The organism is Micromonospora sp. DT43 (assembly GCF_049841645.1).
Taxonomy (GTDB): domain Bacteria; phylum Actinomycetota; class Actinomycetes; order Mycobacteriales; family Micromonosporaceae; genus Micromonospora.
The window spans coordinates 209,702-233,500 of sequence record NZ_JBNCKR010000002.1; the positions used below are offsets into that span (position 1 = coordinate 209,702).

Annotated in this window: 22 protein-coding genes; 10 read left to right on the forward strand and 12 right to left on the reverse strand. The window is 74.3% G+C overall.

What is annotated here, in order from left to right; all coding sequences use genetic code 11:
* Positions 1-13: 13 nt before the first annotated feature.
* Positions 14-1,507 (reverse strand): glycoside hydrolase family 3 protein, encoded by a 1,494-nt coding sequence (locus ACLQ26_RS05080; RefSeq protein WP_425743308.1) that lies wholly within the window; start codon positions 1,505-1,507, stop codon positions 14-16.
* Positions 1,508-1,723: 216 nt separating this feature from the next.
* Here ACLQ26_RS05080 and ACLQ26_RS05085 point away from each other — a divergent pair, with 216 nt between their 5' ends.
* The 4 genes from ACLQ26_RS05085 (at position 1,724) to ACLQ26_RS05100 (ending at position 5,165) form a co-directional block, all read left to right on the forward strand.
* Complete coding sequence (locus tag ACLQ26_RS05085) at positions 1,724-1,849, forward strand: hypothetical protein (protein ID WP_255421242.1); 126 nt, start codon at positions 1,724-1,726, stop codon at positions 1,847-1,849.
* Between the two features lie 88 nt (positions 1,850-1,937).
* The gene (locus ACLQ26_RS05090; RefSeq protein WP_425743309.1) at positions 1,938-2,888 is read left to right on the forward strand and encodes a TIGR03557 family F420-dependent LLM class oxidoreductase; all 951 of its coding nucleotides are present in this window, start codon (positions 1,938-1,940) and stop codon (positions 2,886-2,888) included.
* A 74-nt stretch (positions 2,889-2,962) separates the two neighbouring features.
* Positions 2,963-4,594 carry a RecQ family ATP-dependent DNA helicase gene (locus ACLQ26_RS05095; RefSeq protein ID WP_425743310.1) on the forward strand — a complete coding sequence of 544 codons (1,632 nt, stop codon included), beginning with the start codon at positions 2,963-2,965 and terminating at the stop codon, positions 4,592-4,594.
* Positions 4,595-4,661: 67 nt separating this feature from the next.
* Complete coding sequence (locus tag ACLQ26_RS05100) at positions 4,662-5,165, forward strand: hypothetical protein (RefSeq protein ID WP_425743311.1); 504 nt, start codon at positions 4,662-4,664, stop codon at positions 5,163-5,165.
* Here ACLQ26_RS05100 and ACLQ26_RS05105 read toward each other — a convergent pair.
* Positions 5,155-6,753 carry an MFS transporter gene (locus ACLQ26_RS05105; protein ID WP_425743312.1) on the reverse strand — a complete coding sequence of 533 codons (1,599 nt, stop codon included), beginning with the start codon at positions 6,751-6,753 and terminating at the stop codon, positions 5,155-5,157. The two genes, ACLQ26_RS05100 and ACLQ26_RS05105, sit on opposite strands and share 11 nt — an antisense overlap.
* 82 nt (positions 6,754-6,835) lie before the next feature.
* Between ACLQ26_RS05105 and ACLQ26_RS05110 the strand changes: the two genes are divergently transcribed.
* Together ACLQ26_RS05110 and ACLQ26_RS05115 are read left to right on the forward strand one after the other, a co-directional pair.
* Positions 6,836-7,597, forward strand: coding sequence for a TetR/AcrR family transcriptional regulator (locus ACLQ26_RS05110; RefSeq protein WP_425743313.1), 762 nt, complete (start codon positions 6,836-6,838; stop codon positions 7,595-7,597).
* Positions 7,598-7,610: 13 nt separating this feature from the next.
* Positions 7,611-8,645, forward strand: coding sequence for a helix-turn-helix domain-containing protein (locus tag ACLQ26_RS05115; protein ID WP_425743314.1), 1,035 nt, complete (start codon positions 7,611-7,613; stop codon positions 8,643-8,645).
* Between the two features lie 168 nt (positions 8,646-8,813).
* On the opposite strand, the gene ACLQ26_RS05120 is transcribed toward ACLQ26_RS05115, so the two are convergent.
* From ACLQ26_RS05120 to ACLQ26_RS05155, 8 genes are read right to left on the reverse strand one after another with little or no spacing between them, the layout of a single operon-like run.
* Positions 8,814-9,797 (reverse strand): DNA topoisomerase IB, encoded by a 984-nt coding sequence (locus ACLQ26_RS05120; protein WP_425743315.1) that lies wholly within the window; start codon positions 9,795-9,797, stop codon positions 8,814-8,816.
* Entirely contained in the window at positions 9,781-10,734 is a 954-nt protein-coding gene (locus tag ACLQ26_RS05125; RefSeq protein WP_425743316.1) for a glycosyltransferase family 9 protein, read from the reverse strand. Before ACLQ26_RS05125 ends, ACLQ26_RS05120 begins: the two co-directional genes overlap by 17 nt.
* The gene (locus ACLQ26_RS05130) at positions 10,731-11,432 is read right to left on the reverse strand and encodes an SDR family oxidoreductase (RefSeq protein ID WP_425743317.1); all 702 of its coding nucleotides are present in this window, start codon (positions 11,430-11,432) and stop codon (positions 10,731-10,733) included. Before ACLQ26_RS05130 ends, ACLQ26_RS05125 begins: the two co-directional genes overlap by 4 nt.
* Positions 11,429-12,964 carry a PfkB family carbohydrate kinase gene (locus ACLQ26_RS05135; RefSeq protein ID WP_425743318.1) on the reverse strand — a complete coding sequence of 512 codons (1,536 nt, stop codon included), beginning with the start codon at positions 12,962-12,964 and terminating at the stop codon, positions 11,429-11,431. Before ACLQ26_RS05135 ends, ACLQ26_RS05130 begins: the two co-directional genes overlap by 4 nt.
* 16 nt (positions 12,965-12,980) lie before the next feature.
* Positions 12,981-13,685, reverse strand: coding sequence for a D-sedoheptulose-7-phosphate isomerase (locus ACLQ26_RS05140; protein WP_425743772.1), 705 nt, complete (start codon positions 13,683-13,685; stop codon positions 12,981-12,983).
* Positions 13,682-14,899: a glycosyltransferase gene (locus ACLQ26_RS05145; protein WP_425743319.1), complete on the reverse strand. Its 1,218-nt coding sequence runs from the start codon at positions 14,897-14,899 to the stop codon at positions 13,682-13,684. The genes ACLQ26_RS05140 and ACLQ26_RS05145 overlap by 4 nt, the downstream gene beginning before the upstream one ends.
* The gene (locus tag ACLQ26_RS05150) at positions 14,884-15,858 is read right to left on the reverse strand and encodes a glycosyltransferase family protein (RefSeq protein WP_425743320.1); all 975 of its coding nucleotides are present in this window, start codon (positions 15,856-15,858) and stop codon (positions 14,884-14,886) included. The genes ACLQ26_RS05145 and ACLQ26_RS05150 overlap by 16 nt, the downstream gene beginning before the upstream one ends.
* Complete coding sequence (locus tag ACLQ26_RS05155; protein WP_425743321.1) at positions 15,855-17,528, reverse strand: HAD-IIIA family hydrolase; 1,674 nt, start codon at positions 17,526-17,528, stop codon at positions 15,855-15,857. The genes ACLQ26_RS05150 and ACLQ26_RS05155 overlap by 4 nt, the downstream gene beginning before the upstream one ends.
* Before the next feature lie 156 nt (positions 17,529-17,684).
* Between ACLQ26_RS05155 and ACLQ26_RS05160 the strand changes: the two genes are divergently transcribed.
* The 3 genes from ACLQ26_RS05160 (at position 17,685) to ACLQ26_RS05170 (ending at position 20,007) form a co-directional block, all read left to right on the forward strand.
* Positions 17,685-18,131: an SRPBCC family protein gene (locus ACLQ26_RS05160; protein WP_425743322.1), complete on the forward strand. Its 447-nt coding sequence runs from the start codon at positions 17,685-17,687 to the stop codon at positions 18,129-18,131.
* A complete protein-coding gene (locus tag ACLQ26_RS05165; RefSeq protein ID WP_425743323.1) occupies positions 18,128-19,129 on the forward strand; it encodes an SDR family oxidoreductase in 1,002 nt (333 codons plus the stop codon). Before ACLQ26_RS05160 ends, ACLQ26_RS05165 begins: the two co-directional genes overlap by 4 nt.
* 110 nt (positions 19,130-19,239) lie before the next feature.
* Positions 19,240-20,007, forward strand: coding sequence for a polyprenol monophosphomannose synthase (locus ACLQ26_RS05170; RefSeq protein ID WP_425743324.1), 768 nt, complete (start codon positions 19,240-19,242; stop codon positions 20,005-20,007).
* Between the two features lie 81 nt (positions 20,008-20,088).
* On the opposite strand, the gene ACLQ26_RS05175 is transcribed toward ACLQ26_RS05170, so the two are convergent.
* A complete protein-coding gene (locus tag ACLQ26_RS05175) occupies positions 20,089-21,696 on the reverse strand; it encodes a phytoene desaturase family protein (RefSeq protein ID WP_425743325.1) in 1,608 nt (535 codons plus the stop codon).
* A gap of 72 nt (positions 21,697-21,768) precedes the next feature.
* Here ACLQ26_RS05175 and ACLQ26_RS05180 point away from each other — a divergent pair, with 72 nt between their 5' ends.
* The gene (locus tag ACLQ26_RS05180) at positions 21,769-23,202 is read left to right on the forward strand and encodes an aldehyde dehydrogenase family protein (protein WP_425743326.1); all 1,434 of its coding nucleotides are present in this window, start codon (positions 21,769-21,771) and stop codon (positions 23,200-23,202) included.
* A 55-nt stretch (positions 23,203-23,257) separates the two neighbouring features.
* Here ACLQ26_RS05180 and ACLQ26_RS05185 read toward each other — a convergent pair whose 3' ends face one another.
* Positions 23,258-23,659, reverse strand: a complete 402-nt coding sequence (locus ACLQ26_RS05185) for a ChaB family protein (RefSeq protein ID WP_425743327.1) — start codon at positions 23,657-23,659, stop codon at positions 23,258-23,260.
* Positions 23,660-23,799: the final 140 nt, after the last annotated feature.

Consider the following 23,799-nt stretch of genomic DNA (forward strand, 5'->3'; position numbering starts at 1 on the left):
GCCCGGCCAGGGGTCAGCCGGCCCGGCCGGTGAGCACCTCGGCGGCGGCCTGCCCGCTGGCCCGGGTGGCGCCGTGGGTGGCCACGTGCACCGACCCGGTGACCAGCTCGGGCACGCCCAGCTCGACCACGACGGCGTCGGGCCGAGCGCTGAGCGCTGAGCGGACCGCCGCCCGCATCCACTCGTGCCGGTGCAGGTCACGGACCACCAGGACGAGCGGTCGGTCCCCGGCACCGGCGCCCGGATCGGCGGGCACGTCGGGCTCGGCGTGGCGGACCGTCGTGGTGCCGGGCAGCAGCTCGCCCAGCGGCTCCCCGAGGCCCCACGGGGTCTCCGCGCCGATGGCGATGTTGCGCGGCGGCTCGAACTCGACCACGTACGCGGCGCGGGTCAGCGGCAGCGTGCGGAGCGCGGCCGGGCCGGTGGTGACCCGCACGGCACGGCGGGCGGCGACCAGCCCGACGTCGGCGGCCCCGGGTGCGGCGCCCGAGCGGCCGGCGCGGGCGGCCACCGTCCAGGCGGCGAGCTGGCCGACCCGCTTGGCTGCCTCGGCGAGGCGTTCCTCGGGCAGCTCACCGGCGACGACGGCCGCCACGATGGCGTCGCGCAGCTCCCGGGCCGCCCCCTCGTCGGCCCGTTCACCACCGACACAGATCGCGTCGGCCCCGGCGGCGAGCGCCAGCACCGCCGCGCCGGCGAAGCCGTACCGGTCGGCGACCGCACGCATCTCCACCGCGTCGGTCACCACCACGCCGGAGAAACCCATCTCGTCGCGGAGCAGCCCGCCCAGGATGCGCTGACTCAGCGTGGCCGGCAGCCGCTCGTCGAGCGCGGGCACCAGGAGGTGACCGGTCATCACCGCCTGCACGCCTGCCGCCACGGCGGAGCGGAACGGCGCCAGCTCGCAGGCGTCCAGGCGGGCCCGGTCGGCGGTGATCAGGGGCAGGTCGTGGTGGGAGTCGACGCGGGTGTCACCGTGCCCGGGGAAGTGCTTGGCACAGGCGGCCACGCCGCCGCGCTGCAATCCGCGGATCCAGGCGGCGGTGTGCCGCGCGACGAGCGCCGGGTCGGCCCCGAACGACCGGACGCCGATCACCGGGTTGGCCGGGTTGGAGTTGACGTCGGCGTCCGGCGCGTAGTCGAGGGTCACCCCGGCCGCCGCCAGCTCGACGCCGAGGTCGTGGGCGACCGCCTCGGTCAGCGCCGGGTCGTCGACCGCGCCGAGGGCGAAGTTGCCCGGCCGGGAGCTGCCCCGGGCGGACTCGATGCGGGTGACGTCGCCGGCCTCCTCGTCGATCGCCACGATGACGTCCGGCCGCTCCGCGCGCAGCGTCGCGGTCAACGCCGCCACCTGGTTGGTGTCGACGACGTTGCGGGCGAAGAGCACCACCGAGCCGAGCCCCTCGCCGAGCCAGCGGCACACCCAGGGCGGCGGCGTGGTGCCGACGAACCCGGGTTGCAGGACGGCGGCGGCCAGCGCCGGGAGGTGCCCGGCGGGCGCGGTCACGCCGTCCCCTCGCAGCGGTAGGCGTCGGTCGCGGGCGTCGGCGCGTACCCGCCGATCCGCTGGTTGCGCTCGCTCATGCGGCCCCCGTACCCCATCTCTCGCACGCCCTCGGCGCACCGCCACCGGCGGGCGGTGCTGCCATGGTCACATTGAGCGATTCAATAGTCAATAAACCTTACAGTTGCCCGGTGGCACCGTTCCCGGGAGAGTGCGGGGATGGATCCCGCCCTGCTGGCCGATGCCACGAGCCCGGCCGACATCCCCGGCGTACGCCTGCTCGGCCTGGTGGTCGGCGCCCTGCTGCTGCTCGCCGCGATCCGGGCGATGTTCGGTAGACGCTGAGCCCTTCCGGCCGGGCGAGCCGGGTGTGACCGACCGCGACCGGGGTACGGCTTCCCCATCAGCAGGTCCGCGCGCCGAAGGGGAAGCGATGAAGATTGGCTACTTTCTGTCCAGTGAGGAGTTCACGCCGGCCGAGTTGCTGGAACAGGCGCGCGGCGCCGAACGCGCCGGCTTCGAGGCTCTGTGGATCTCCGACCACTACCACCCCTGGGTGGACGCGCAGGGGCAGAGCCCGTTCGTCTGGTCGATGATCGGCGCGCTCAGCCAGGTCTGCTCGCTGCCGGTGACCACGGCGGTGACCTGCCCGACCGTGCGGATCCACCCGGCCGTGATCGCGCAGGCGGCGGCGACGAGCGCGGTGCTGCACGGCGGGCGGTTCGTACTCGGCGTCGGCACCGGCGAGGCGCTCAACGAGCACATCTTCGGCGACGCCTGGCCGCAGGCCGACGTCCGGCTGGAGATGCTGGAGGAGGCCGTCGAGGTACTGCGCGAGCTGTGGGGCGGGGGGTTCGTCAACCACCGCGGCACGCACTACACGGTGGAGAACGCCCGGATCTACACGCTGCCCGACACCCCGCCGTCGATCTACGTCTCCGGCTTCGGGCCGAAGGCCATCGATCTGGCCGCCCGCATCGGCGACGGCTACGTGAGCACCATGCCCGACGGCGAGATGGTCCGGCGCTTCCGGGAGAACGGCGGCGGCGACAAGCCGTGCCAGGCCGGCTTCAAGGCTGCGTACGCGGCAAGCGAGTCCGAGGGCGCCCGGATCGCGTACGAGCGCTGGCCCAATGCCGGGGTGCCGGGCGAGCTGTCCCAGGTGCTGCCCTCGCCACGCCACTTCGAGCAGGCCGCCGAGCTGGTCACTCCGGAGATGGTGCGGGACGCGTTCGTGTGCGGCAACAGCGTCGACGCGCACCTGGAGATGATCGACAAGTACGCCAAGGCCGGCTTCGACGAGGTGTACGTGGCCAACACCGGCCCGCACTACCAGGGCCTGTTCGACCTCTACCAGCGCGAGGTGCTCCCCCGTCTGCGCTGAGCCTCGGATCAGCCCGAGCCCATGATCGCCGAACGCGTTTCGGCGGTCGTGGGCTCGGGTACCTCCGGCCCTCGATGAAACTGTCCACGCACTCGATGACGTTGCGCCGCGCGGCGCGGAGCCTCTTCGGCTGGAAAGCGCTGCGGCCCAACCAGCTCGCCGCCATGCGTGCGGTGATGAAGCGACGTGACGCCCTGGTGGTGTTGCCCACCGGCGCCGGAAAGTCGGCGATCTACCAGATCCCGGCCAGCCTGATCCCCGGCCCGACAGTGGTGATCTCCCCACTGCTGGCCCTGCAGCAGGACCAGATCGCGGCGCTCAACGAGCGACAGCGTCCGGAGCTACGGGCGGTGCGGATCAGCTCGAACGAGTCGGCCGCGCAGCAGGCCGAGGCCATCGCCGAGATCCAGTCGAGCCGGGCGGAGTTCCTGTTCATCACGCCGGAGCAGTTGAGCAACCCCGACCGGATGGCCGAGGTCGCCGCGCTGAAGCCGGCGCTGGTGGCGATCGACGAGGCGCACTGCATCTCCGCCTGGGGGCACGACTTCCGGCCCGACTACCTGGCGCTGGGCCACCTCATCGAGGGCATCGGCCGGCCGCCGGTGGTCGCGCTGACCGCCACCGCCTCCCCGCCGGTCCGCGACGACATCGTCGCCCGCCTGCGACTGCGCGACCCCGAGGTGGTCGTCTCCGGGCTGGACCGGCCCAACCTGTTCCTGGAGGTGGCGCACTGCCCCACCGAGGACTACCGGTGGCGGCGGCTGGTCGCGTTGCTGCGCGACGACGAACGGCCGGGGATCATCTACGTGCCGACCCGCCGCTCCGCCGAGGAGCTGGCCGCCCGGTTGACCGACGCGGGCTTCCCGGCGCAGTTCTACCACGGTGGGATGCCGGCCGGCGCGCGCAACGAACTGCACGAGGCGTTCCTCGCCGACCGGGTGCCGATCATGGTGGCCACCTCGGCGTTCGGCATGGGCATCGACAAGCCGAACATCGCCTGGGTGGTGCACATGGCGCTGCCCGACTCGCCGGACAGCTACTTCCAGGAGATCGGCCGGGCCGGGCGCGACGGGCAGCCGGCCCGGGTGCTGCTGCTCTGGCAGGCCGAGGACGTGGGCCTGCAACGGTTCTTCAGCGGCGGCCTGCCGGACGCCGACGAGCTGCGGGACCTGGCCGCGCTGCTGCGTCGCAAGCCGGCCACCAAGACCGAGCTGCGCGAGACCACCGGCCTGGGCCCACGCAAGCTGGGCCAGTACCTCTCGCTGCTGGAGCAGGTCGGCGCCGCCGAGCCGCGCGCCCGGCAGCGCATCGGGGCGCCCCGCTACTCGCCCACTCCTACCGACGCGGCCACGGCGGCGCTGGCCGAGGCGGAACGCCAGCAGACGGTGACCCGCTCCCGCACCGACATGATGCGGGCCTTCGCCGAGACCACCGCCTGTCGCGGGCAGACCCTGCTTGCCTACTTCGGGGAGCAGATGACCGAGGTCTGCGCGCACTGCGACAACTGCCACCGGGGCACCAGCGTGGCCGACCAGGGCGCGGTCGGGCCGTTCCCGGTGCACAGCCAGGTGCGCCACGCGGAGTGGGGCAACGGACTGGTGCTCTCGTACGAGGACGACAAGATGACGGTCCTCTTCGACGAGGTCGGGTACAAGACGTTGTCGGTGCGCGTGGTGTCCGAGCAGGGTCTGCTGACCCTGGACTAGCCTGACCCGGGCACCGGTGCGGGGCCCGTGGATTGACCACACTGAGCAGGGCGGAAGGGGCATTGCCGTGATCGAGCAGCCGGCGTACACCGGTTTCGGTTTCTCCGACGGGGAGTGGGGGCTGCTGGTCGGCCTGCCACAGTCGGTGCTGACCGCGGCGAGCGCCGCCGAGTCCGACGGCACCCGCCGGACCATGGCGGAGAACGCGGCCGGGCTGGAGACCATCGCCGCGGGCCGGGAGTCGGCCAGCCCGCTGGTCGCCGCCGTGGCCGGCGAGATCGTCAGCCGGGTCGGCGACCCGGACAGCGGCGAGGAGCTGCCGGTCATCGCGCCCGCCGACCCGGGCGCGATGATCGACGACGTGCTGGTGCGCGCCGGCGAGGCGAACGCGTTGCTGGCCGTCCGCGTCGACGAGGGCGAGGCCGGCGCGTACAAGCACTGGCTGGTGAAGATCGCCGAGCAGGTGGTCGGCGCCGCGTCCAGCGGCGGGCTGCTGGGCATCGGCGGCGAGTCGGTGAGCGACTCGGAGCGGCGGTTCCGCGACCGGCTCGCGCACGTGCTCAACGACTGACCGACGACGCTTCCGACAGCGGCGTACCGCTTGGTTCGGTCGACTCGGCGGCCAGCGCCGCCGGGTCGGCCGGCCGGACGCCGCGCAGCGTCACAAACGCGGTCACCGCGCCCAGGACCATCGCCACCATGGCGGCGATCGCGGCGAGGTGCAGCCCGTCGGTGAAGGCGAACCGGGCGGCGTGCAGCACCGCGTCACCCACCTCCGCCGGCAGTCCCCGGCTCACGGCCAGGGCCCCGCCGAGCGTCTCCCCGGCCGCGTCGCGGGCCTGGCCCGGCAGCCCGGCCGGCAGCTCGTCGAGGACCTCGCGGCGGTAGATCGCGGCACCCACGCTGCCCAGGATTGCCATGCCCAGCGCGCCGCCCAGCTCGCTGCTCGACTCGGTGAGCGCGGAGGCGACACCTGCCTGCTCCGGCGGCGCCGCACCGAGGACCAGCTCGGTGACAAGCGACATCACCATCACCAGGCCGCCCGCGTAGACGCTGGCGCCGAGCAGCAGCAGCCAGAGCGGCGTCTCGGGCGTGACCCGGGTCAGCACCGCGAAGCCGAGCACGGCGATCGCGAAGCCGGCGCCGATCAGGTACGCCCGCTCGACGCGCTGGGCGAGCGCGGCGGCGGCCGGGGCGACGCCGCCCACGGCGAGGGACGGTACGAGGCTCCACAGTGCCGCCCGCAGCGGGCTCAGGCCGAGCACCAGTTGCAGGTGCTGGGTGGTGAAGATGGCGAACCCGACGAGGGCGAACATCGCCAGCAGGTTGACCGCGAGCGACCCGGCGAAGCCGTGGCGGCGAAACAGCGCCAGGTCGACCATCGGGTACGCCCGGGTCCGCTGCCGGTGCAGGAAGAGCGCCCCGACGAGCAGACCGGCGACGACAGCCAGCACCCGCACCGCGCTGACGCCGTCGCGGGCCATCTCCTTGACGCCGTAGATCACCGGCAGCAGCGCGCCGAGCGACAGGACCGCACTGACCAGGTCGAACCGCCCACGCACCGGGTTACGGAACTCGGGCACCAGGACCGGGGCGAGCAGGAGCAGCAACAGCATCGCCGGAATGTTGATCAGGAAGATCGAGCCCCACCAGAAGTGCTCCAGGAGGACGCCGCTGAGCACCGGGCCGATGGCGATGCCGCCGGTGAGCGTGGCGGTCCAGATGCCGATCGCGGTGCCCCGTTGCTTGGCGTCGTGGAACATGTTGCGCACCAGGGCGAGCGTGGACGGCATCAGGGTGGCCCCGCCGACGCCGAGCACGGCGCGGGCGGCGATGAGCGTCGCGGCGCTGTCGGCGTACGCGGCCAGCAGGGACGCGGCGCCGAACGCGGTGGCGCCCAGCAGCAGGAGCCGACGCCGCCCGATCCGGTCGCCGAGTGCGCCCATGGTGATGAGCAGGCCGGCGAGCACGAAGCCGTACATGTCGAAGATCCAGAGCTGCTGGGTGGCGCTGGGCCGCAGCTCCTCGCTGATGAACGGGACGGCGAAGTAGAGCACCGACACGTCCATCGAGACCAGGAGCAGCGGCAGCATCAGCACCGTGAACCCGATCCACTCCCGCCGGCCCGCGCGGGACGCCTGTGTGGTGGGGGAAGTCATGATCAGTTTCTCCTCTGCGTATGTCGTACGCTGTTATGCGTAGACCATACGCAGAACTAGGATGGCGAGGCAAGGAGGAAATGTGGCGGAGACGAAAGACGACAGCGGTCCGGCGCTCCCACCGGCCATCGAGAGCGCCTGGGGCCTGCGGGAGCGGCCACCGCGGGGCCCCCGACCCGGCCTCAGCGTGCCCGGCATCGTCGACGCCGCCGTACGGGTCGCCGACGCCGACGGGCTGACGGCCGTCTCGATGAGCCGGGTGGCCAAGGAGTTGGGCGCCGCCACCATGGCCCTCTACCGGCATGTCGGCTCGAAGGACGAGCTGCTCATGCTCATGGTGGACACCGGGTACGGCCCCTCCCCCGGGCCGCCTCCACCGCAGGACGACTGGCGCGCCGGCCTCACCCGTTGGGCCTGGGCCGAGCACGACGTGCTGCGCCAGCGCCCCTGGTTGCTGCACGTGCCCATCACCGGCCCGCCGATCACGCCCCAGCAGCTCGACTGGATGGAGGACGGGCTGCGCTGCCTCGACGACACCACGCTCGCCGAGGGCGAGAAGATGTCGGTGCTCCTGCTGATCACCGGGTACGTCCGCAACGAGGCCACGCTCACCAACCAGATCGCCGAGGGCAGTCGGGCAGCCGGCGTCGAACCGGGCGAGATCATGCCGGCGTACGGTCGGCTCGTGACCCGACTCATCGACCCGGCCCGCTTCCCCGCGTTGCACCGTGTGCTGAGCGCTGGTGTGCTCAACCAGGACGACGACCCCGACGACGAGTTCACCTTCGGCCTGGACCGGATCCTCGACGGCGTCGAGGCGCTGATCCGACGCCGGGCGGGCTGAGCGAGGAGCGCCGATGCTGCCGAGAGACACCATCGACACCACAGTCCTGCCGCCGGGCGAACGGTTCGGCATGTGGCTGGACCTGATCGCGCGCACCTCGGTGCCGGTAAGGATCCACTCCGGCCACAGCGACGACTTCGCCGCCCGCGCCGACTTCATCGGGCTCGGCCCGATCGAGCTGGTGCAGTACGAGTACCCGTCGCTGGACGTCACCCGGACCCGGAAGCTGGTCCGTCAGTCCGACCGGGAGTTGTACATCCTGGCCCTCACCACCGGCGGCATCGGCGCGTCCAGCCAGGACGGTCGCCGCAGCGAGATCCTGACCGGCGAGTTCACCTTCTACGACGCGTCCCGGCCGCACGACGTGCGCCACCACGCGACCGAGCCGGAGCGGGACCAGGCCACCTCGATCATCACGATGATCCCGCACGCCGCGCTGCCGCTGCCACCACAGCGGATGGCCGCCCTCTACGGAGGCCGGATGTCCGGCAGCGAGGGCATCGGGGCGCTGCTGGCGCAGTTCCTGCTCCGGGTGACCGGGCACCCCGAGCAGTATGATGCCGCCGACGCCGGCCGGCTCGGCGCGGTCGGGCTCGACCTGGCCACCACAATGCTCGGCCGGCACCTCGTCGCCGAGGACGCCGTGCCGACCGACGTCCGCCGCCGGGCGCTGCTCACCCAGGTGCAGGCGTACGTTCACCGTCACCTGGGCGAGGCGACGCTCGGCCCACAGGTCGTCGCGGACGCCCACCACATCTCGCTGCGCACACTGCACCGCCTCTTCGAGGCCGAGAACTCCACCGTGGCGTCGTACATCCGGGACCTTCGGCTCGCCCGGTGCCGACGCGACCTGACCGACCCGACGCTGCGGGCCCAGCCCGTGCAGGTCATCGCGGCGCGGTGGGGGTTCGGCGACAAGGCCCACTTCAGTCGGGCGTTCCGGGCGGCGTACGGGATGAGCCCGCAGGCGTGCCGCGACGGCGAGGCGCTTCCGGCGCGGGCCGTCAACCGCCTGGCGTCCAGAGTCAACTCGCCCGGGTCAGACTGACCATCGACGTGGCCGAGGCGGCGCCCCCGCACCGGGGCTCGACGGCGGTCACGAACGGGGGCCGTGGCGAGGCGCCCGCCGTGGATCGCGGCGGGCGGCCGCCCGGTGCCACCCCGGGCCGAGGCTCCGGTCCCGCCGCTTCCCCCCCAGGATCGTCGGCGGGGCCGGTCACGCCTTCTCCAGCAACTCCAACACGACCCGTTCGATCTCCTCGCGCGGCGCGTCCCGGTCGACGGGCACCACCACTCCGTCGTGGTAGAGGTCGACGACCCGCGGATCCACGTAGGACGTCCGCGCCACAGTCGCGGTGTTGCCCAGCAGATCGGCCACCGCCCGCATCACCGCCGCCACCGCCCTGCGCCGGGCGGTGACCGAGCGGGCTGGGTCGGCCGCGGCCAACTCGGCGGCGGCGAGCACCGTGGCGTGCCAGGTACGGAAATCCTTGGCGGTCATCTCGCCACCACAGGCATCGCGGAGATAGCCGTTGACCTCGTCGCTGCGTACGTCACGCCACTCCCGGCCGTCCCAGTAGCCGAAGAGCCGGTCCGCCCACCGGCGACGGCGGCGCAGGCTGACAAGCACCTCGCACAGCTCCGGGTCCTCGATCCGGCGCACCTGCTCGATGCCACCCTTGGCGGGGAACTCGAAGACCACGCAGTCGCCGCGCCGGCGCGCGTGCTCCGGGCGGAGGGTGGACACCCCGAACGTCGGGTCGTCGCCGGCCGCGTACTGGTCGCTGCCCACCCGGAACATCCCCATGTCGAGCAGGCGGGCCACGGTGGCCAGCACCCGGTCCCGACCCAGCCCGCGCCCGCCCAGGTCCTGCGCCACCCGTTCCCGCAGCGCCGGCAGCCGCCGGGCCACCTCCAGCATGCGGTCGAACTTCGCCGCGTCCTGCTTCTCCCGCCACACCGGGTGATAGACGTACTGCTTGCGGCCGGCCGCGTCGATGCCTGTCGCCTGGATGTGCCCGTTCGGGTGCGGCGCGATCCACACGTCCTGCCAAGCCGGGGGGATCACCAGCTCCCGCAGCCGCGTCAGGGTCGCGGGATCCCGCACGACCGCACCGCTCGGATCGACGAAGGTCCAGCCCTTACCGCGTCGGCGTCGCCCGTAACCGGGCCGACCCGGGTCGCTACGCCGCAACCGCACCGGAGACCCGCACCGCCCTCTCCACCTCGTCCACGGCGGCGAGCACCTCGTCGAGGCGCAGGGCCGTCAATGTCGGGTGGCTTCCTACCCCGTCCCACCTGCCCCAATCCCCCGCACCGGCCCAGAGCGCCCGGTGCCGGGGCCGGTCCGGCGGCGGCCCCCACGCACTCGGAGGCACCGGCCCGAACAGCACCACCGACGCGGTCCCGTACGCGGTGGCCAGATGCGCCACGCCGGTGTCCCCGCTGACCACCAGCCGGGCGTCGGCGACGAGCGCCGCAAGCGCGCCGAGGCCGGTCCGGCCGGCCAGCACGGCGTCCGGGGCGAGGCCGGCCGCGTCCGCGACCCGGGTGGCAAGCGCGCGCTCGTCGGCCGAGCCGGTGACCAGCACCCGGTGCCCCCGGTCGGTGAGCGCCCGGGCCAGCGCGGCGAACCGCTCGGCAGGCCACCGTTTGGCGGGGACCTTGCTGCCCGGATGCAGCACCGTGGTGCCGGCCGGCTGGCCCGTCGAGTCGGGCCGGCGCAGCCCGAGGTCGCCACGGTCGGTCGGGATGTCGTACCAGGACAGCAGCCGGCACCAGCGGTCCACCTCGTGCTCGTCGTCGACCCACCGCGGGCCGTCGCCGAACCCGGCGTCGGCGTTCGCGAAGGCGACCAGCCGCCCCGGGCGGGCGGCGGCCAGCAGCCGGTGCGACTGTGGGCCGCGCCCGTGCAGGTTCACCGCTACCTGCGGGGCGGGGCCGGGCCAGGACGGCCCGTCCAGCCCGGAGGTGTCCACCAGCCTGTCGACGCACCCCACCAGGTCGACAAGCGGGGCCAGGGCGGCGGGCGCGGCGAGCGCCAGCTCCCGAGAGGGGTACGCGGCCCGCAGCGCCCGCAGCGCGGGCACCGCGGTGACCAGGTCGCCGACGCCGAGGGCGCGCAGCACGAGGATCACGGGTACGACGTCTCCTGCTCGGCGCAGACCACCAGCTCGCGCACCGCGCAGCCGGGCGGCTGGTTGAGCGCGAACATGACCGCCGCGGCCGTGTCGACTGGGTCGTTGAGGATGGCGTCCGGCCCCGGCCGGTACTGCGGGTCGCGCTCGTCGAAGAACGCGGTACGCATCCCGCCGGGAATGAGCAGGGTGACCCCGACCTGGCCGGCGAGTTCGGCGGCCAGGGCGCGGGTGAACCCGACCACGCCGAACTTCGCCGCGCAGTACGCCGTGGCGTCGCTCACCGCCTTGACCCCGAGGGTCGAGGCGACCGTGACGATGCGACCGCGAGAGGTCAGCAGGAACGGTAGCGCGGCCCGGATCACCGCCGCGGTGGCCAGCAGGTCGACGGCGACGATGCGGTCCCAGATCTCCCCCGGCACGTCGGCGAGCCGACCCGGCACGTCCATACCGGCGGCCGTGACCACCGCGTCCAGTCCACCGGCCTGCTCGGCGAGGTGCTGGGTGGCCACCTCGGCGGCACGGGTGTCGGCCAGGTCGCACTCGGTCCAGGACACCCCGTCGACAGGTGGCTGCCGGTCCAGCACGAGCGGACGGCCACCGGAGGCGGCCACCGCCGCGACCACCGCCGCGCCGAGCCCGCTGGAGCCACCGGTGACCAGGACGGTGGGCCCGGCACCCGACCTCGTGGCGGTCATCGGGTGCGCTCCCGTGTCGTCGACACCGGCGCGACGAGCCCTACCGGCTGCTCCGGTCGCCCGCCCGCGCCGGTGACACGCCCGCCCGCGGACCGGGCGATCAGATCGCTTGTGGAACGGCCGTCCAGGTACGGCACCACCACCGTGTTCCCGCCCCAGCGGCGCAGGACCTCGGCCTCGGGAAGCCCGACAGCGTCCGGGCCACCTGTCGCGTAGTCGCCGCCCTTGACCCACACGTCCGGGCGCAGCCAGGACAGCACCGCCTCCGGCGTCGGCTCGTCGAAGACGAGGACGGCGTCGACGCAGCTCAGCGCGGCCAGCAGCCGGGCCCGATCCCCCTCGGCCATCACCGGCCGGTCCGGCCCCTTCAACCCGGTCACGCTGCTGTCGGAGTTCACGCAGACGATCAGGCAGTCGCCGAGCTGCCGGGCGGCCTGCAGGGTGGCCAGGTGCCCGGCGTGCAGCAGGTCGAAGCAGCCCCCGGTCGCCACCACCGTGCCGCCGGCACCCCGCACCTCGGCCAGCAGCGTGGCGACCGCCGCGATGCCCACCCGCTCGCCACCCGGGCCGGCCACTCCGTACGCGCTCGCCGGCCGGCGGTTCGTTCCCGCCCGCCGGACGGGTGGAAACGACTGCTCCGGTGGCGGCAGTGCCGTCGCCACTCCCCCACCCGCCACGTACGCGGACGCCTCGGCGACCGCCACCTGCACGGCCTCGGAGACCAGCGCGCCCTGGGCCAGCGCGAGACTGGCGGCGGCGGCGAACCGGTCACCCGCCCCGCAGGTGTCACCCTCGGCGCTGCCCGGGGTGGGCACCACGAGCGGCGTCGACCCGGCGTGGCAGAGCAGCGCGCCGTCACCGCCCAACGTCACCGCGACCGCGCCCGCCCGCCACCGCCGACGCAGGCCCTGCGCTCCCCGCGACGCGGTGGCCAGCCGGGACGCGCCGGGCAGCGCGGGGACCAGCTCGCGTACCTCCGACTCGTTCGGCGTGGCCAGGTGCACGCCGGGCACCGCCGCCGGACCGCGCGGGTGCGGGTCCCACACGACAGGCGCGCGGGTGGCGGCCAGCGCGGCGCGCAGCGCGGGCTGGCGGGCCACTCCCCTGCCGTAGTCGCTTACCAGCACCGCCGACGCCGCGGCGAGCACCCGCAGCACCTCGTCGGAGGGCTGGCCCGGCTCACCGGAGGCGCCGCCCCGGTCGTGGCGCAGCAGTACCCGGCCCCGGGCCCGCAGCCGGATCTTCTCCGGCGTCGCGCCGGACAGGCTCAGCGGGTACACCCGCACGCCTGCGGCGGCGAGCAGCGCACTGAGCCGGGCGCCCCCGGCGTCGTCGGCGAGGGCGGTGACCAGCACCACGTCGGCGCCCTGCGCGGCCGCGAAGACCGCCGCGAGGCCGGCGCCGCCGGGCCGGTCGACCGCCGAGGTCTCGTCGAGCACCGGCACCGGGGAGTCCGGACAGAGGCGGTTCACCACCCCTTCCACGTCCCGGTCGAGCAGGGTGTCCCCGACCACCACCACGGGTCCCCTCACGCTGTCCTCCTCATCCTCACGCGTCGACCTGCTGTCCGGCCCCACCGTCGAGCACCACCTCGACTCCGGTCCGCACCGGACCGGACGCGAGCCGACCGGCCGGCGGCGGCTCGGCGGGCACGCGTACGGCACCGGCGGCGGCCAGCGCGGCGGGCAGTTCCTGTTCCAGGTACTCGCAGATCAGGTGGCTGGTGACGAGGTGCAGCTCCTGGACGACCTGGCTGTCGGCCGACGACACGGTGAGCGCTTCGTCGCAGGCGTCGGCGAGAGGGTTGGGGGCGGGCCCGGTGAGTGCCCACGTGGTGAGGCCGGCATCGCGCCCGGCGTGCGCGGCGGTGAGCAGGTTCGGGCTGGTGCCGCTGGTGCTGAGCAGCAACAGGACGTCGCCGGGCCGGCCGTGGGCGCGGACCTGGCGGGCGTAGACGTCGGCGTAGCCGTAGTCGTTGGCGATGGCGGTCACGGCGCTGGTCTCGGCGTGCAGGGCGATGGCCGACAGGGGCTGACGGTCGTCGTGCAGCTTGCCCACCAGCTCGGCGGTGAGGTGCTGGGCCTCGGCGGCGCTACCGCCGTTGCCGGCCACGAGCAGCCGTCCGCCACCGACCAGCCGGTGCGCCAGGTCCGCGCCCCAGCGCGCCACCTGCGGTTCGCAGCGGCGGTAGGGCGTCAGTGCCGCGGCGAGGTTGGTCAGGTGCGCGTCGAGCGGGCTGCCCGCCGGCATCAGGCCACCACCCGGGTCGGCCGGCGCACCGCGGCGACCTCGCCGTAGACCTCGGCCAGGCGTTCGGCGGTGACCGCCCACGAGTAGCGCGACCGGGCCCGCTCACGCGCCGCCGTGGCGTACCGGAAGCGGCGGATCCGGTCATCGAGCAGCCGCTGGATCGCGGTGGCGAGGGCCTGCGGATCCCGGGCCGGCACGAGATCGCCTGTCGTGCCGTCGACCACTGTGTCGCGGATGCCGCCCACGGCGGTGCCGACGACAGGCACGCCGCACGCCATCGCCTCCAGCGGGGTCAACCCGAACGGCTCGTACCAGGGGGCGGCGACCAGCAGGTCCGCCGAGCGGTACCAGCGGCCCATCTCCTCGCGGGGCACCGCACCGACCAGGTGCACCCGGTCGGCGACCCCGCACGACTCGGCCAGGGCGCGCAGCCTCCGGGCGTACGGGTCGGTCTCCAGCAGCCCCTCGGGCGGGCCGCCGACCACGACGCACTCGGCGTCGGGCACCAGCGCCATCGCGCGGACCACCGTCTGGAAACCCTTGCGCTCGACCAGTCGGCCCACGGTCAGGATCCGGGCTCGGCCCGGCTCGCGGTCGGCGACCGGCCCGAGCGGGGCGAACGAGGCGAGGTTGACCCCGGAGGGCACGACCGTCATCCGGGACCGGGGCACCCCCATCCGGACCAGCTCGCCGACCTCGTCGCGGCACTGGGCGACCACCCGGTCCACCGACCGGCCCAACTCCCGCTCGTAGGAGATGCGCCGGGCCGGGCTGGTGTCCTGCACGCCCTGGTAGCGGCGCTTGACAGTGCCCAGCGCGTGGTACGTCTGCACCACCGGCACACCGGTCTGCCGACCGGCGGTCAGCGCGGCCAGGCCACTCATCCAGAAGTGCGCGTGGATCACCTCGGGCGTCCAGTCCCCGCCCCGCCACCGCTCGACCAGCCACTGGCTGAACTCCCGCATGTGCGGCAGCAGCGCGTCCTTCGCGACCGGTTCGGCCGGACCGGCGGGCACGTGCACCACGTCGTACCCGTCCGGGGCGCGCACGGTCACCGGCAGGTCGAGCGCGTCACGGCGGGTGTAGACCCGCACCTCGTGCCCTGCCGCGACGAGCGCGGCGGACAGCTCGGCGACGTGCGTGTTCTGGCCGCCGGCGTCCTCGCCTCCGAGGATGGCGAGCGGGCTGGCGTGCTCCGAGATCATCGCGATCCGCATACTTCCTCCTCCAGCAGCCGGTCCCAGTCAGCGAGGAAACGGTCGAGGCCGTACCTGTCGCGCGCGGCGGCCCGTGCCGCCGCGCCGGCCTGACGTGCGGCCGCCGGCTCGGCGATGAACCGGCGGGCGGCGTCGAGCAGGGTGTCCATCCGGGTGGCGAGGGCTCCCGCCTCCGGTGGCACCGCTGTCACCGCCTCGGTGGTGGCGAGCGCGACGACAGGCATACCGATCGCCATCGCCTCGATGAGGCTGAGCCCGAGGGAGGTCCAGCGGCACAGGTGCAGGTACGCGCGCCGACGGGCCAACTCAGCGTGCATCCGCTCCTGGGGCACGTCGTCGTGACTGGTGAGCCGGTCGGCGGGCAGCCCGAGGTGGTCGGCCAGGCCCGCCACGCCCATGCCGAACACGTCCAGCGGCGCGATCTCGGCGAACTGCGGCAGCAGGTCCGTGCCGGTGACCCGGCCCCGCCGCACCGGTTCATTGATCACCACGGCGAGCCGGTCCAGTTCACCCGTGTACGACACGGCCGGCGCGACGATGCCGTGGTCGACAACGCGGGTGCGGGTCGCGCCGGTGTCCCAGAAGATCTGGTTGAACCCGGTGACGTGGGCGACGAGCAGGTCACCACGGTCGGCCATCGGGTGGCGGGTGTTCGGCACGTCCCCCTTGGGGGTGTTGTGCTCGACGTAGATGGCGGGGATGTCGCGCCCGGGGCGACGCCCCAGCCACTGCTCGGCCAGGTCGATCTCCTCGGGGCGTTGCAGGATGACCAGGTCGACGTCGCTGCCGGGCAGGTCGTCGGGGGCCACCTCGACGGCGCTGTCCGGCCACGGGTAGGTGCGGGCCCGGCCGAGGCCGTACGGGCCACGGTCGGGTGTGGTGGGGACCAGGTAACGGTGGCTGCCGTGCACGAAGGACGTGGTCCAGGAGCCGTGCACGTGCCAGAGCAGGATGTTCATCGGATGCCACCGCCGCGGGGCACGAGCGTGCGTACCGCCTCGACCACCTCGGCCGGGTCGACGCCGCTGAGGCAGGGGTGCCCCGGGACCGGGCAGCTGGCCGCCCGGGTGTCCCGGCAGGGCGCGGCCGCGTCGCCGAGCCGAACGGTGGGCACCCGGTAGGGCCCCCACTGTCCGAAGGGGACCGTCGGCGCGAACAGGCTGACCACCGGCACCCCGGTCGCCGCGGCCAGGTGCGCGGGCCCGGTGTTGCCGACCACCACGGCGGCGGCGTCGGCGACGAGCGCGGCCAGCCCGGCCAGGTCCGTCCGGCCGCCCAGGTCGGTGCCGCCCGACGCGGCGACCCGGGCGGTGGCCGTCCGCTCGTCGGGCCCGCCGGTGACCAGCACCCGATGCCCGGCGGCGGTCAGCGCCGCGGCGATCCGTGCCGCCAGCTCGGTCGGGCAGGCCCTGCTCGACGCGGCCGACCCGGGGTGCAGCACCACGTAGCCGGGGTCACCGGCAGCGGTCGGTCGGGACGCCCCGGCGTCGTCCCGGAGCCTGAGCACGGGTTCGTCGCCTACCGGCAGCCGGTAGCCGGCGGCGGCGGCGAGGGAGAGCGCCCGCTCGGGTTCGGGGACGCCCACCGGCACCCGGTGGCGGATGTCCACCAGGGAGCCCGGGTAGTCGTCGCTGATCGCGGCGATCCGGGTGATCCCGGCCATCCGCAGCAGCAGCGCGAGCGGCAGCGCGGACTGGTGGAACGACGTGAAGACGACCGCCTCGTCCGCGCCGACGGCGGCGAGGCGGGCGGTCAGGTCCCGCATGGCGTCCGGATCGACAGGCGCCGGCGCGGGGTCGATCCACGGCAGCGGATGCTCGATGATCTCGTCGATGCCGGGCAGCAGCTCGGCGGCGGCGCGCCCGCGCGGGCCGCACAGCAGCACCACCCGCTGGGCGCCGGCCGCGACGGCGCGGATCGCCGGCCCGGTGACGAGCACGTCCCCGGCCGAGTCCGAGCGCACCACCAACGTCGTACCCACCGGGTCGCCGGTCCGCGCGGGTTGCACGGCCCGCTGACGGCGCAGGATCTCGTCCACCGCCGAGGGCAGGTCCGTTGCCACCCAGCCGGCGGCGGCGATCTCCTCCGGTCGGGTCACCGGGGTGGGCACCAGCACCCCGGCCGCCCCGGCGGCCAGCGCGGCGCCCACGTCGCGGCCGATGTCGCCCACCAGCACGCAGCGCGACGCGGTAGTGCCCAGCTCGTGGGCGGCGGCGTACACCAGACCGGGCGCGGGTTTGCGGCAGTCGCATCCGTCGGAGTCGTCGTGCGGGCAGACCAGCCACGCGTCGAAGCCGCCCAGCAGCTCCTCCACCCGGGCGTGCACCGCCCGCATCTGCTCGGCGCTGAAGTAGCCCCGGGCCAGACCCGACTGGTTCGTCACCACCGCCAGGCGCAGCCCGGCGGCCCGCAACCGGTCCAGCGCCGCCCGCGCCCCCGGGACCGGGCGTACCTTCTCCGGGTCGCCGTTGTACGGCACGTCCTCGATCAGGGTGCCGTCGCGGTCGAGCAGGACCGCGTCGTACAGGACACCCCGGGTGGGTTCGGCAGGCCCGTGACCAGCCCGGCCAACACCGGCGTACCCCCGGGCTGACCTGCGCTGATACGGATCCTCCTGGTCCTGTCGCACAGCCGGCGGGTTCCCGGCGCCCCGAGGAGTAAACGTCGGCTGCGGCGCCGTGGGCCAACGCCGCCGGCGGTGCCCCGGCTCGGCCTTACCCGCCGCTTCCGAGAAGCTAACCCGCAGGCCCGTTAGCCCCCGTCACGACGAGGGTATGGGAGCCCAGTGGCGATAGTGGAGAAAGTGATCGACGCTCCCCCGCGGCAGGTGTTCGACGTGCTGGCAGACGGGTGGACGTACAGCGACTGGGTGGTCGGGACGGCACACGTGCGCGACGTGGACGACGCCTGGCCGCGGGTGGGCAGCCAACTGCACCACCGGGCCGGGCCGTGGCCGTTCTCGTTGCAGGACGCGTCGACGGTGCTGGTCTGCGAGCCGCCGCACCGGCTGGTGCTGCGCGCCGGTCTGTGGCCGGCCGGCGAGGCGATCGTGGCGTTCACCCTGGAACCGGTCGACGACGGTGCCACCCGCGTCCGCCTCGGGGAGGACTTCGCGGCCGGCCCGCTGCGCTGGGTCCGCAACAAGGCCAACGACCTGGTGCTGCACCTGCGCAACCGGGAGACGTTGGACCGGCTCTCCGACATCGCCGTCCGACGGAAGGGCTCCCGATGACGCAGACGGTGGTGGTGACCGGCGCGAGCGCCGGCGTGGGTCGCGCGGTGGCCTGCGCGTACGCGGCCCGGGGCGCCCGGCTGGCGTTGCTGGCCCGAGGCGCGGCGGGGCTGGCGGCGGCCGAGCGGGAGTGCCTGTCGTTGGGCGCCGCCGCCGTGCGGGTGTACCAGGTCGACGTCGCGGACGCGGGCGCCGTGCAGCAGGCCGCCGACGACGTGGTGCACCACTGGGACGCCATCGACGTCTGGATCAACAACGCGATGGTGTCGGTGTTCGCGCCGGCCTGGGAGATCCCGGCCCGCGAGTTCCGCCGGGTCACCGAGGTGACGTACCTCGGCACGGTGCACGGCACCCTCGCGGCGTTGCGACACATGCGGGCACGCGGCCGGGGCGCGATCGTGCAGGTGGGCTCCGCGCTTGCCTACCGGGGGATCCCGTTGCAGTCGGCGTACTGCGCGAGCAAGCACGCGGTGCAGGGGTTCAACGACTCGCTGCGGGCCGAACTGCTGCACGACTGCCCGGGGGTGAAGCTGTCGATGGTGCAGCTGCCCGCCGTGAACACGCCGCAGTTCTCCTGGGTGCGGACCCGGCTGCCCCGACACCCGCAGCCGGTGCCGCCGATCTTCGCACCGGAGGTGGCGGCGCGGGCCATCGTCTGGGCCGCCGACCGGGGCACCCGGGAGTTGAACGTGGGCGGCCCGACGTGGCAGGCCCGCCTCGGCGACATCCTGTTCCCCGGCCTGCTGGACCACAAGCTGGCCCGCGACGGGTACGACAGCCAGCAGACCGGCGACGAGATCGACCCGGCGACCTGGCGGGACAACCTGGACCACCCCGGCGACGACGACCGGGACCGGGGTGCGGCGGGCATCTTCGGCGACCAGGCGCGGCGGCGCTCCGCGGCGCTCTGGGTGGGCACCCACAAGCCGGCGCTGTCGAGCCTCGCCCTCGCCGGCGTCGCGATGGCCCTCACCGCGATGGTTCGCCGGCTGCGCTGAGCGCGCCCACCACCAGCGGTTCGCCCGAGCGACGGGGAGCCTTTTCAATCCCGATCGGGCAACTGGCTACCCTCTCAGGTAGCCCTGTCCGCAAACCGAGGATGTCCGACATGATCGAGCCCGTCCAGCTGCCGTCGCCGTGGCGAGACGCACACCTGACAGTCGTCGTGCCCACCTACAACGAGGCGGGCAACCTTCCGGCGCTTGTCGAGCGGCTGCTCGCACTGCCGCTGCCGGGGCTGCGCATCCTCGTCGCCGACGACAACTCCCCCGACGGCACCGGCGAGGTGGCCGACAAGCTGGCCATCGAGTATCCGGAGCGGATCGAGGTGATGCACCGGGCCGGCAAGGAAGGCCTGGGCCGGGCGTACGTCGACGGGATGAGCAGGGCTCTCGAGAGCGGCGCCGAGTTCGTCGCGCAGATGGACGCCGACCTGTCGCACCCGCCGGAGGCGCTGCCGGGGATGCTGGGCGCGCTGCTCTCCACCCAGGCCGGCGTGGTGATCGGCTCCCGGTACGTGCCCGGTGGCGAGCTGGACGAGAACTGGCCGCTGTACCGGCGCGCGCTCAGCGGATGGGCGAATCTCTACGTGCACACGCTGCTGCGGGTACGCATCCGTGACCTGACCGCCGGCTTCAAGATCTGGCAGGCCGACGCGCTGAAGGACATCGGCCTGCACCGGGTGCAGTCCAACGGCTACAGCTTCCAGGTCGAGATGCACTACCTGGCCACCAAGCTGGGGCACACGATCCTCGAGGTCCCGATCCGCTTCGAGGAGCGGCGCGACGGCGTCTCCAAGATGACCACCGCGACCAAGGTCGAGAGCGCCCTGATGCCGTTCCGCCTGCGCAGCAAGCACCGCAACATCACCAGCTGACCCCAGCGTCGATCAAGAGGTTTGCGTCACCGGCGAGCCGGAGTCCGACGCAAACCTCTTGATCACCGAGGCGGGTCGGGGTCAGGCGGGGTAGATCGTCCTGTGGGCCGTGGAGATGGCCTTGGCGTAGGCGGCGCCCGTCAGGGCTCGGTCGCGGGCCAGGGCCGCGCGGGCCGCGTTCGCGCCCGGGGCGCCGTGCACCCCACCGCCCGGGTGCGCCGACGAGCTGGCCAGGAAGAGCCGGTCCACCGGGGTGTCCGCCCGGCCCAGGCCGGGAATCGGGCGCAGGAACAGCTGCTGGTACGCGGCGGCGGTCCCCCCGCCGAGCGCGCCCCCGACCAGGCTCGGGTCGCCCTTCTCCAAATCGGCGGGCCCGGCCACGTGCCGGCCCACGATGAGCTGCCGGAAGCCCGGGGCGGCCGCCTCCAGCACGTCCTCCATGCGCTCTACGTGCCCGGCGATCTCCTCGGCCCGCCAGTCGTGCCGGAACGGCAGATGGGTGTACGACCAGAGCGACTCGGTGCCCGGCGGCGAGTGGCTGGGGTCGGCCACTGACATCTGCCCGACCAGCAGGAACGGGTCGCGGGGCAGCTCGCCGCGGGCCAGCTCACCGGCGTAGCGGGTCAGCCCGTCGAGGTCCGCGCCGAGATGCACCGTGCCGGCGCCGGCGATCTCCCGGTTGGTCCACGGCACCGGGGCGGAGAGCGCCCAGTCCACTTTCAGCGTCGAGCCGTCCCACCGGAAGTGCGCCAGATCTTCCACGAGCCGCGACGGCAGTACCGCCGCGCCGACGAGGTCGAGGTAGAGGGCCGGGGCCGGCACGTCGGCGAGGACCGCCCGGCGGGCCCGCCACAGCGCGCCGCCCTCGGTGCGAACGCCCATCGCCCGGCTGCGCGCGGTGAGCACCCGGTCGACCCGCGCGCCGTAGAGGATGCGGCCCCCGCGTTGTTCCAGGCGTGCCACCAGCGCGTTGGTGATCTGCCGCGCGCCACCGTCGGGCACCGGCCAGCCGACCTGCTGGCCGAGCATGGCCAGCAGCCAGCCGTACACGCCGGAGCCGGCCTCCTCCGGAGACAGGTCGGTGTGCAGGGCGCACCCGGCCAGCAGCGCCGGCCCGCCCGGACCGTCGAACAGCTCGTCGCCGAGCTTGCGCACCGGCACCACGAGTCGCCGGGCCAGCCGCAGCGCGCCCGCGATCCGCAGCCGGCGCAGCAGGCCCAGCCCGCCTCGTACCGGCGGGAACGGAGAGGTGATCGTGGTCAGCATCGGCTCGGCCACGTCGAGCCAGTCGGTGTACGCGTTCAGCCAGCGTTTGCCGTCGCCCGGGGCGAACTGCTCCAGCGAGGCCGCCGTGACGTCGGGGTCCCGGTTGATCACCGCGGCCCGGCCGTCGGGCAGCAGGTGCGCCAGCACGTCCGGGGCGTGCCGCCAGGAGAGCCCGTACGCGCCCAGCTCGAGGCCGTCCAGCACCGGCGACGCGTACCCCAGGGGGTAGAACGAGCTGTAGAGGTCGCTCAGGTAACCAGGCGCGGTCACCTCGGCGGACTGGACCGCGCCGCCGGGCACGGCTGTCGCCTCCAGCACCACCACGTCCCACCCGGCGTCGGCCAGCAGGTTCGCCGCGACGAGGCCGTTGTGCCCGGCTCCGACGACGACGGCGTCCGCGCTCTGCGCGCCGGTGGTAGTCACCCGATCCGCCTACCCGGCGCGCAACCGGGCGAAACGCGTTTGTCTCGCCGGGGCCGGGGCATCCACCGCCGCATGTACACGGTTGCGCAGCTGGTGGGCGGGGTCTGGGGCGCGGGCGGCGCCGGCGGCGAGCTGGTCGTCCACGATCCGGCGGACGGCGAACCGGTCAGCTCGGTGCCGATCGCGACGGCGGACGAGGTCGGCAAGGCGGCCCAGGCGGCCCGGAACGCGGCCGCGCAGTGGGCGGCGACCGCGGCGGCGGAGCGGGCGGCGATGCTGCACCGGGCCGCGGACGCGGTCGCGGCGATCACCGACGAACTGGCGGCGGCGGTCACCGCGGAGATGGGCAAGCCACTCGCGGACGCCCGCGGTGGCGTCGAGGCGGGCATCGGCACCCTGCGACAGTACGCGGAGCTGGCCCCCCTGCGCGGCGGGCGGACGTTGAACGGCGCACCGGAGGCGGTGGACTTCCTGACTCCGCAGCCGCGGGGCGTGGTCGCCGCTCTCACCCCGTGGAACGACCCGGTGGCGGTCTCCTGCGGGCTGCTCGGCGCGGCACTGGTCACCGGCAACGTGGTGCTCTACAAGCCCAGCGAGCGAACGCCGGCGACGGGCTGGCTGCTGACGCGGGCCCTGGACGAGGCGCTGCCGGCCGGCGTGCTGTCCCTGCTCACCGGAGGCGCGGAGGTCGGCGCGGCGCTGGCCGCGCAGGACGTGGACGTGGTCGCGCACGTCGGTTCCACTGCCACCGGGCGGACGATCGCCGCCGCCGCGGCCCGTACCGGCGCGAAGGCGCTGCTGGAGAACGGCGGCAGCGACCCGCTCGTCGTCGACGCGGGTGTCGACCCGGACTGGGCAGCGGAGCAGGCCGCGCTCGGCGCGTTCGCGAACGCCGGGCAGATCTGCGTCGCGGTGGAGCGGATCTACGTCCACCGGAAGGTGGCCGACGACTTCGTGGCGGCGCTGGTACGACGGGCCGGCGCCCTGCGGGTCGGGCCGGGTCGCGACCCGGGCACCGAGCTGGGGCCGCTTGTCGACCGCCGGCACCGCGACCACGTGCACGGGCAGGTGAGCGCGGCCGTGGCGGCCGGCGCGCGGGTGCGTACCGGCGGAGAGGTGCCGGACGGACCCGGGGCGTACTACCCGGCGACTGTGGTCACCGACTGCCGGCACGACATGGTGCTGGTGCGGGAGGAGACGTTCGGGCCGGTCGCCCCGGTGGTGGTGGTCGACTCCTTCGACGAGGCGTTGACCTGCGCCGCGGACTCCCCGTACGGGCTCGCCGCCACGGTGCTGACCGCGTCGATGAGCCATGCGCAGCGGGCCTGGCGGGAGCTGCCGGTGGGCACCGTGAAGGTCAACTCGGTGTTCGGCGGGGCGCCCGGCGGCGCCGCGCATCCGCGCCGGGCCAGCGGGCAGGGCTTCGGGTACGGCCCGGAACTGCTGGACGAGTTCACGGCCACGAAGGCGGTGCACATCGAGGCGCCCGGCGGCGGGCACTGGTGAGCGGTACGGGCGGACGCAGGGGTGGCGCGTCCGCCCGTACCACGATGGGTGTGGGTCAGTCGCCGCGAGCCTTGCGGGTGGCCCGGTCGTTGGCCTTCTCGATGGCCGTGACCAGCTCCGGCTTGGTCATGCTCGACCGGCCGGGTACGTCCAGCTTGCGGGCCACCGACAGGAGGTGGTCCTTGCTGGCGTTGGCGTCCACCCCACCGGCTGTGGGTGCGCGCCGCTCCGGGCCGCCGCCGGCGGCCTGGCTGTCGCTCGGGCCCTTACGGCCCTTCGGCTCCCAGTGGTCGCCCACCTTCTCGAACTGGTGCTTCACCGCCGCGAAGGCGGTGCGGTGCGACCGCTCGCCCTCGCCGTAGGTCTCCACCGCCGAGTCGTGTGTCTTCTCCCAGGTGCGCTGCGCCTTGTCTGGAGAGCGCCGCAGCGTGCTGGGCAGGTCTTCGCGCCCGGGCATCCCGTCCTCCTCCGTGTCGACAGCGTGACTGTCTGGGTTCCCCGCGCGTGCGATGGCAAACCACGGCGTCCCGCGGGCGGGACGGGCACACCGCGGCGTCCCGCGGGGCGGGACGGCACACCGCGGCGGCGTCGGCGTCG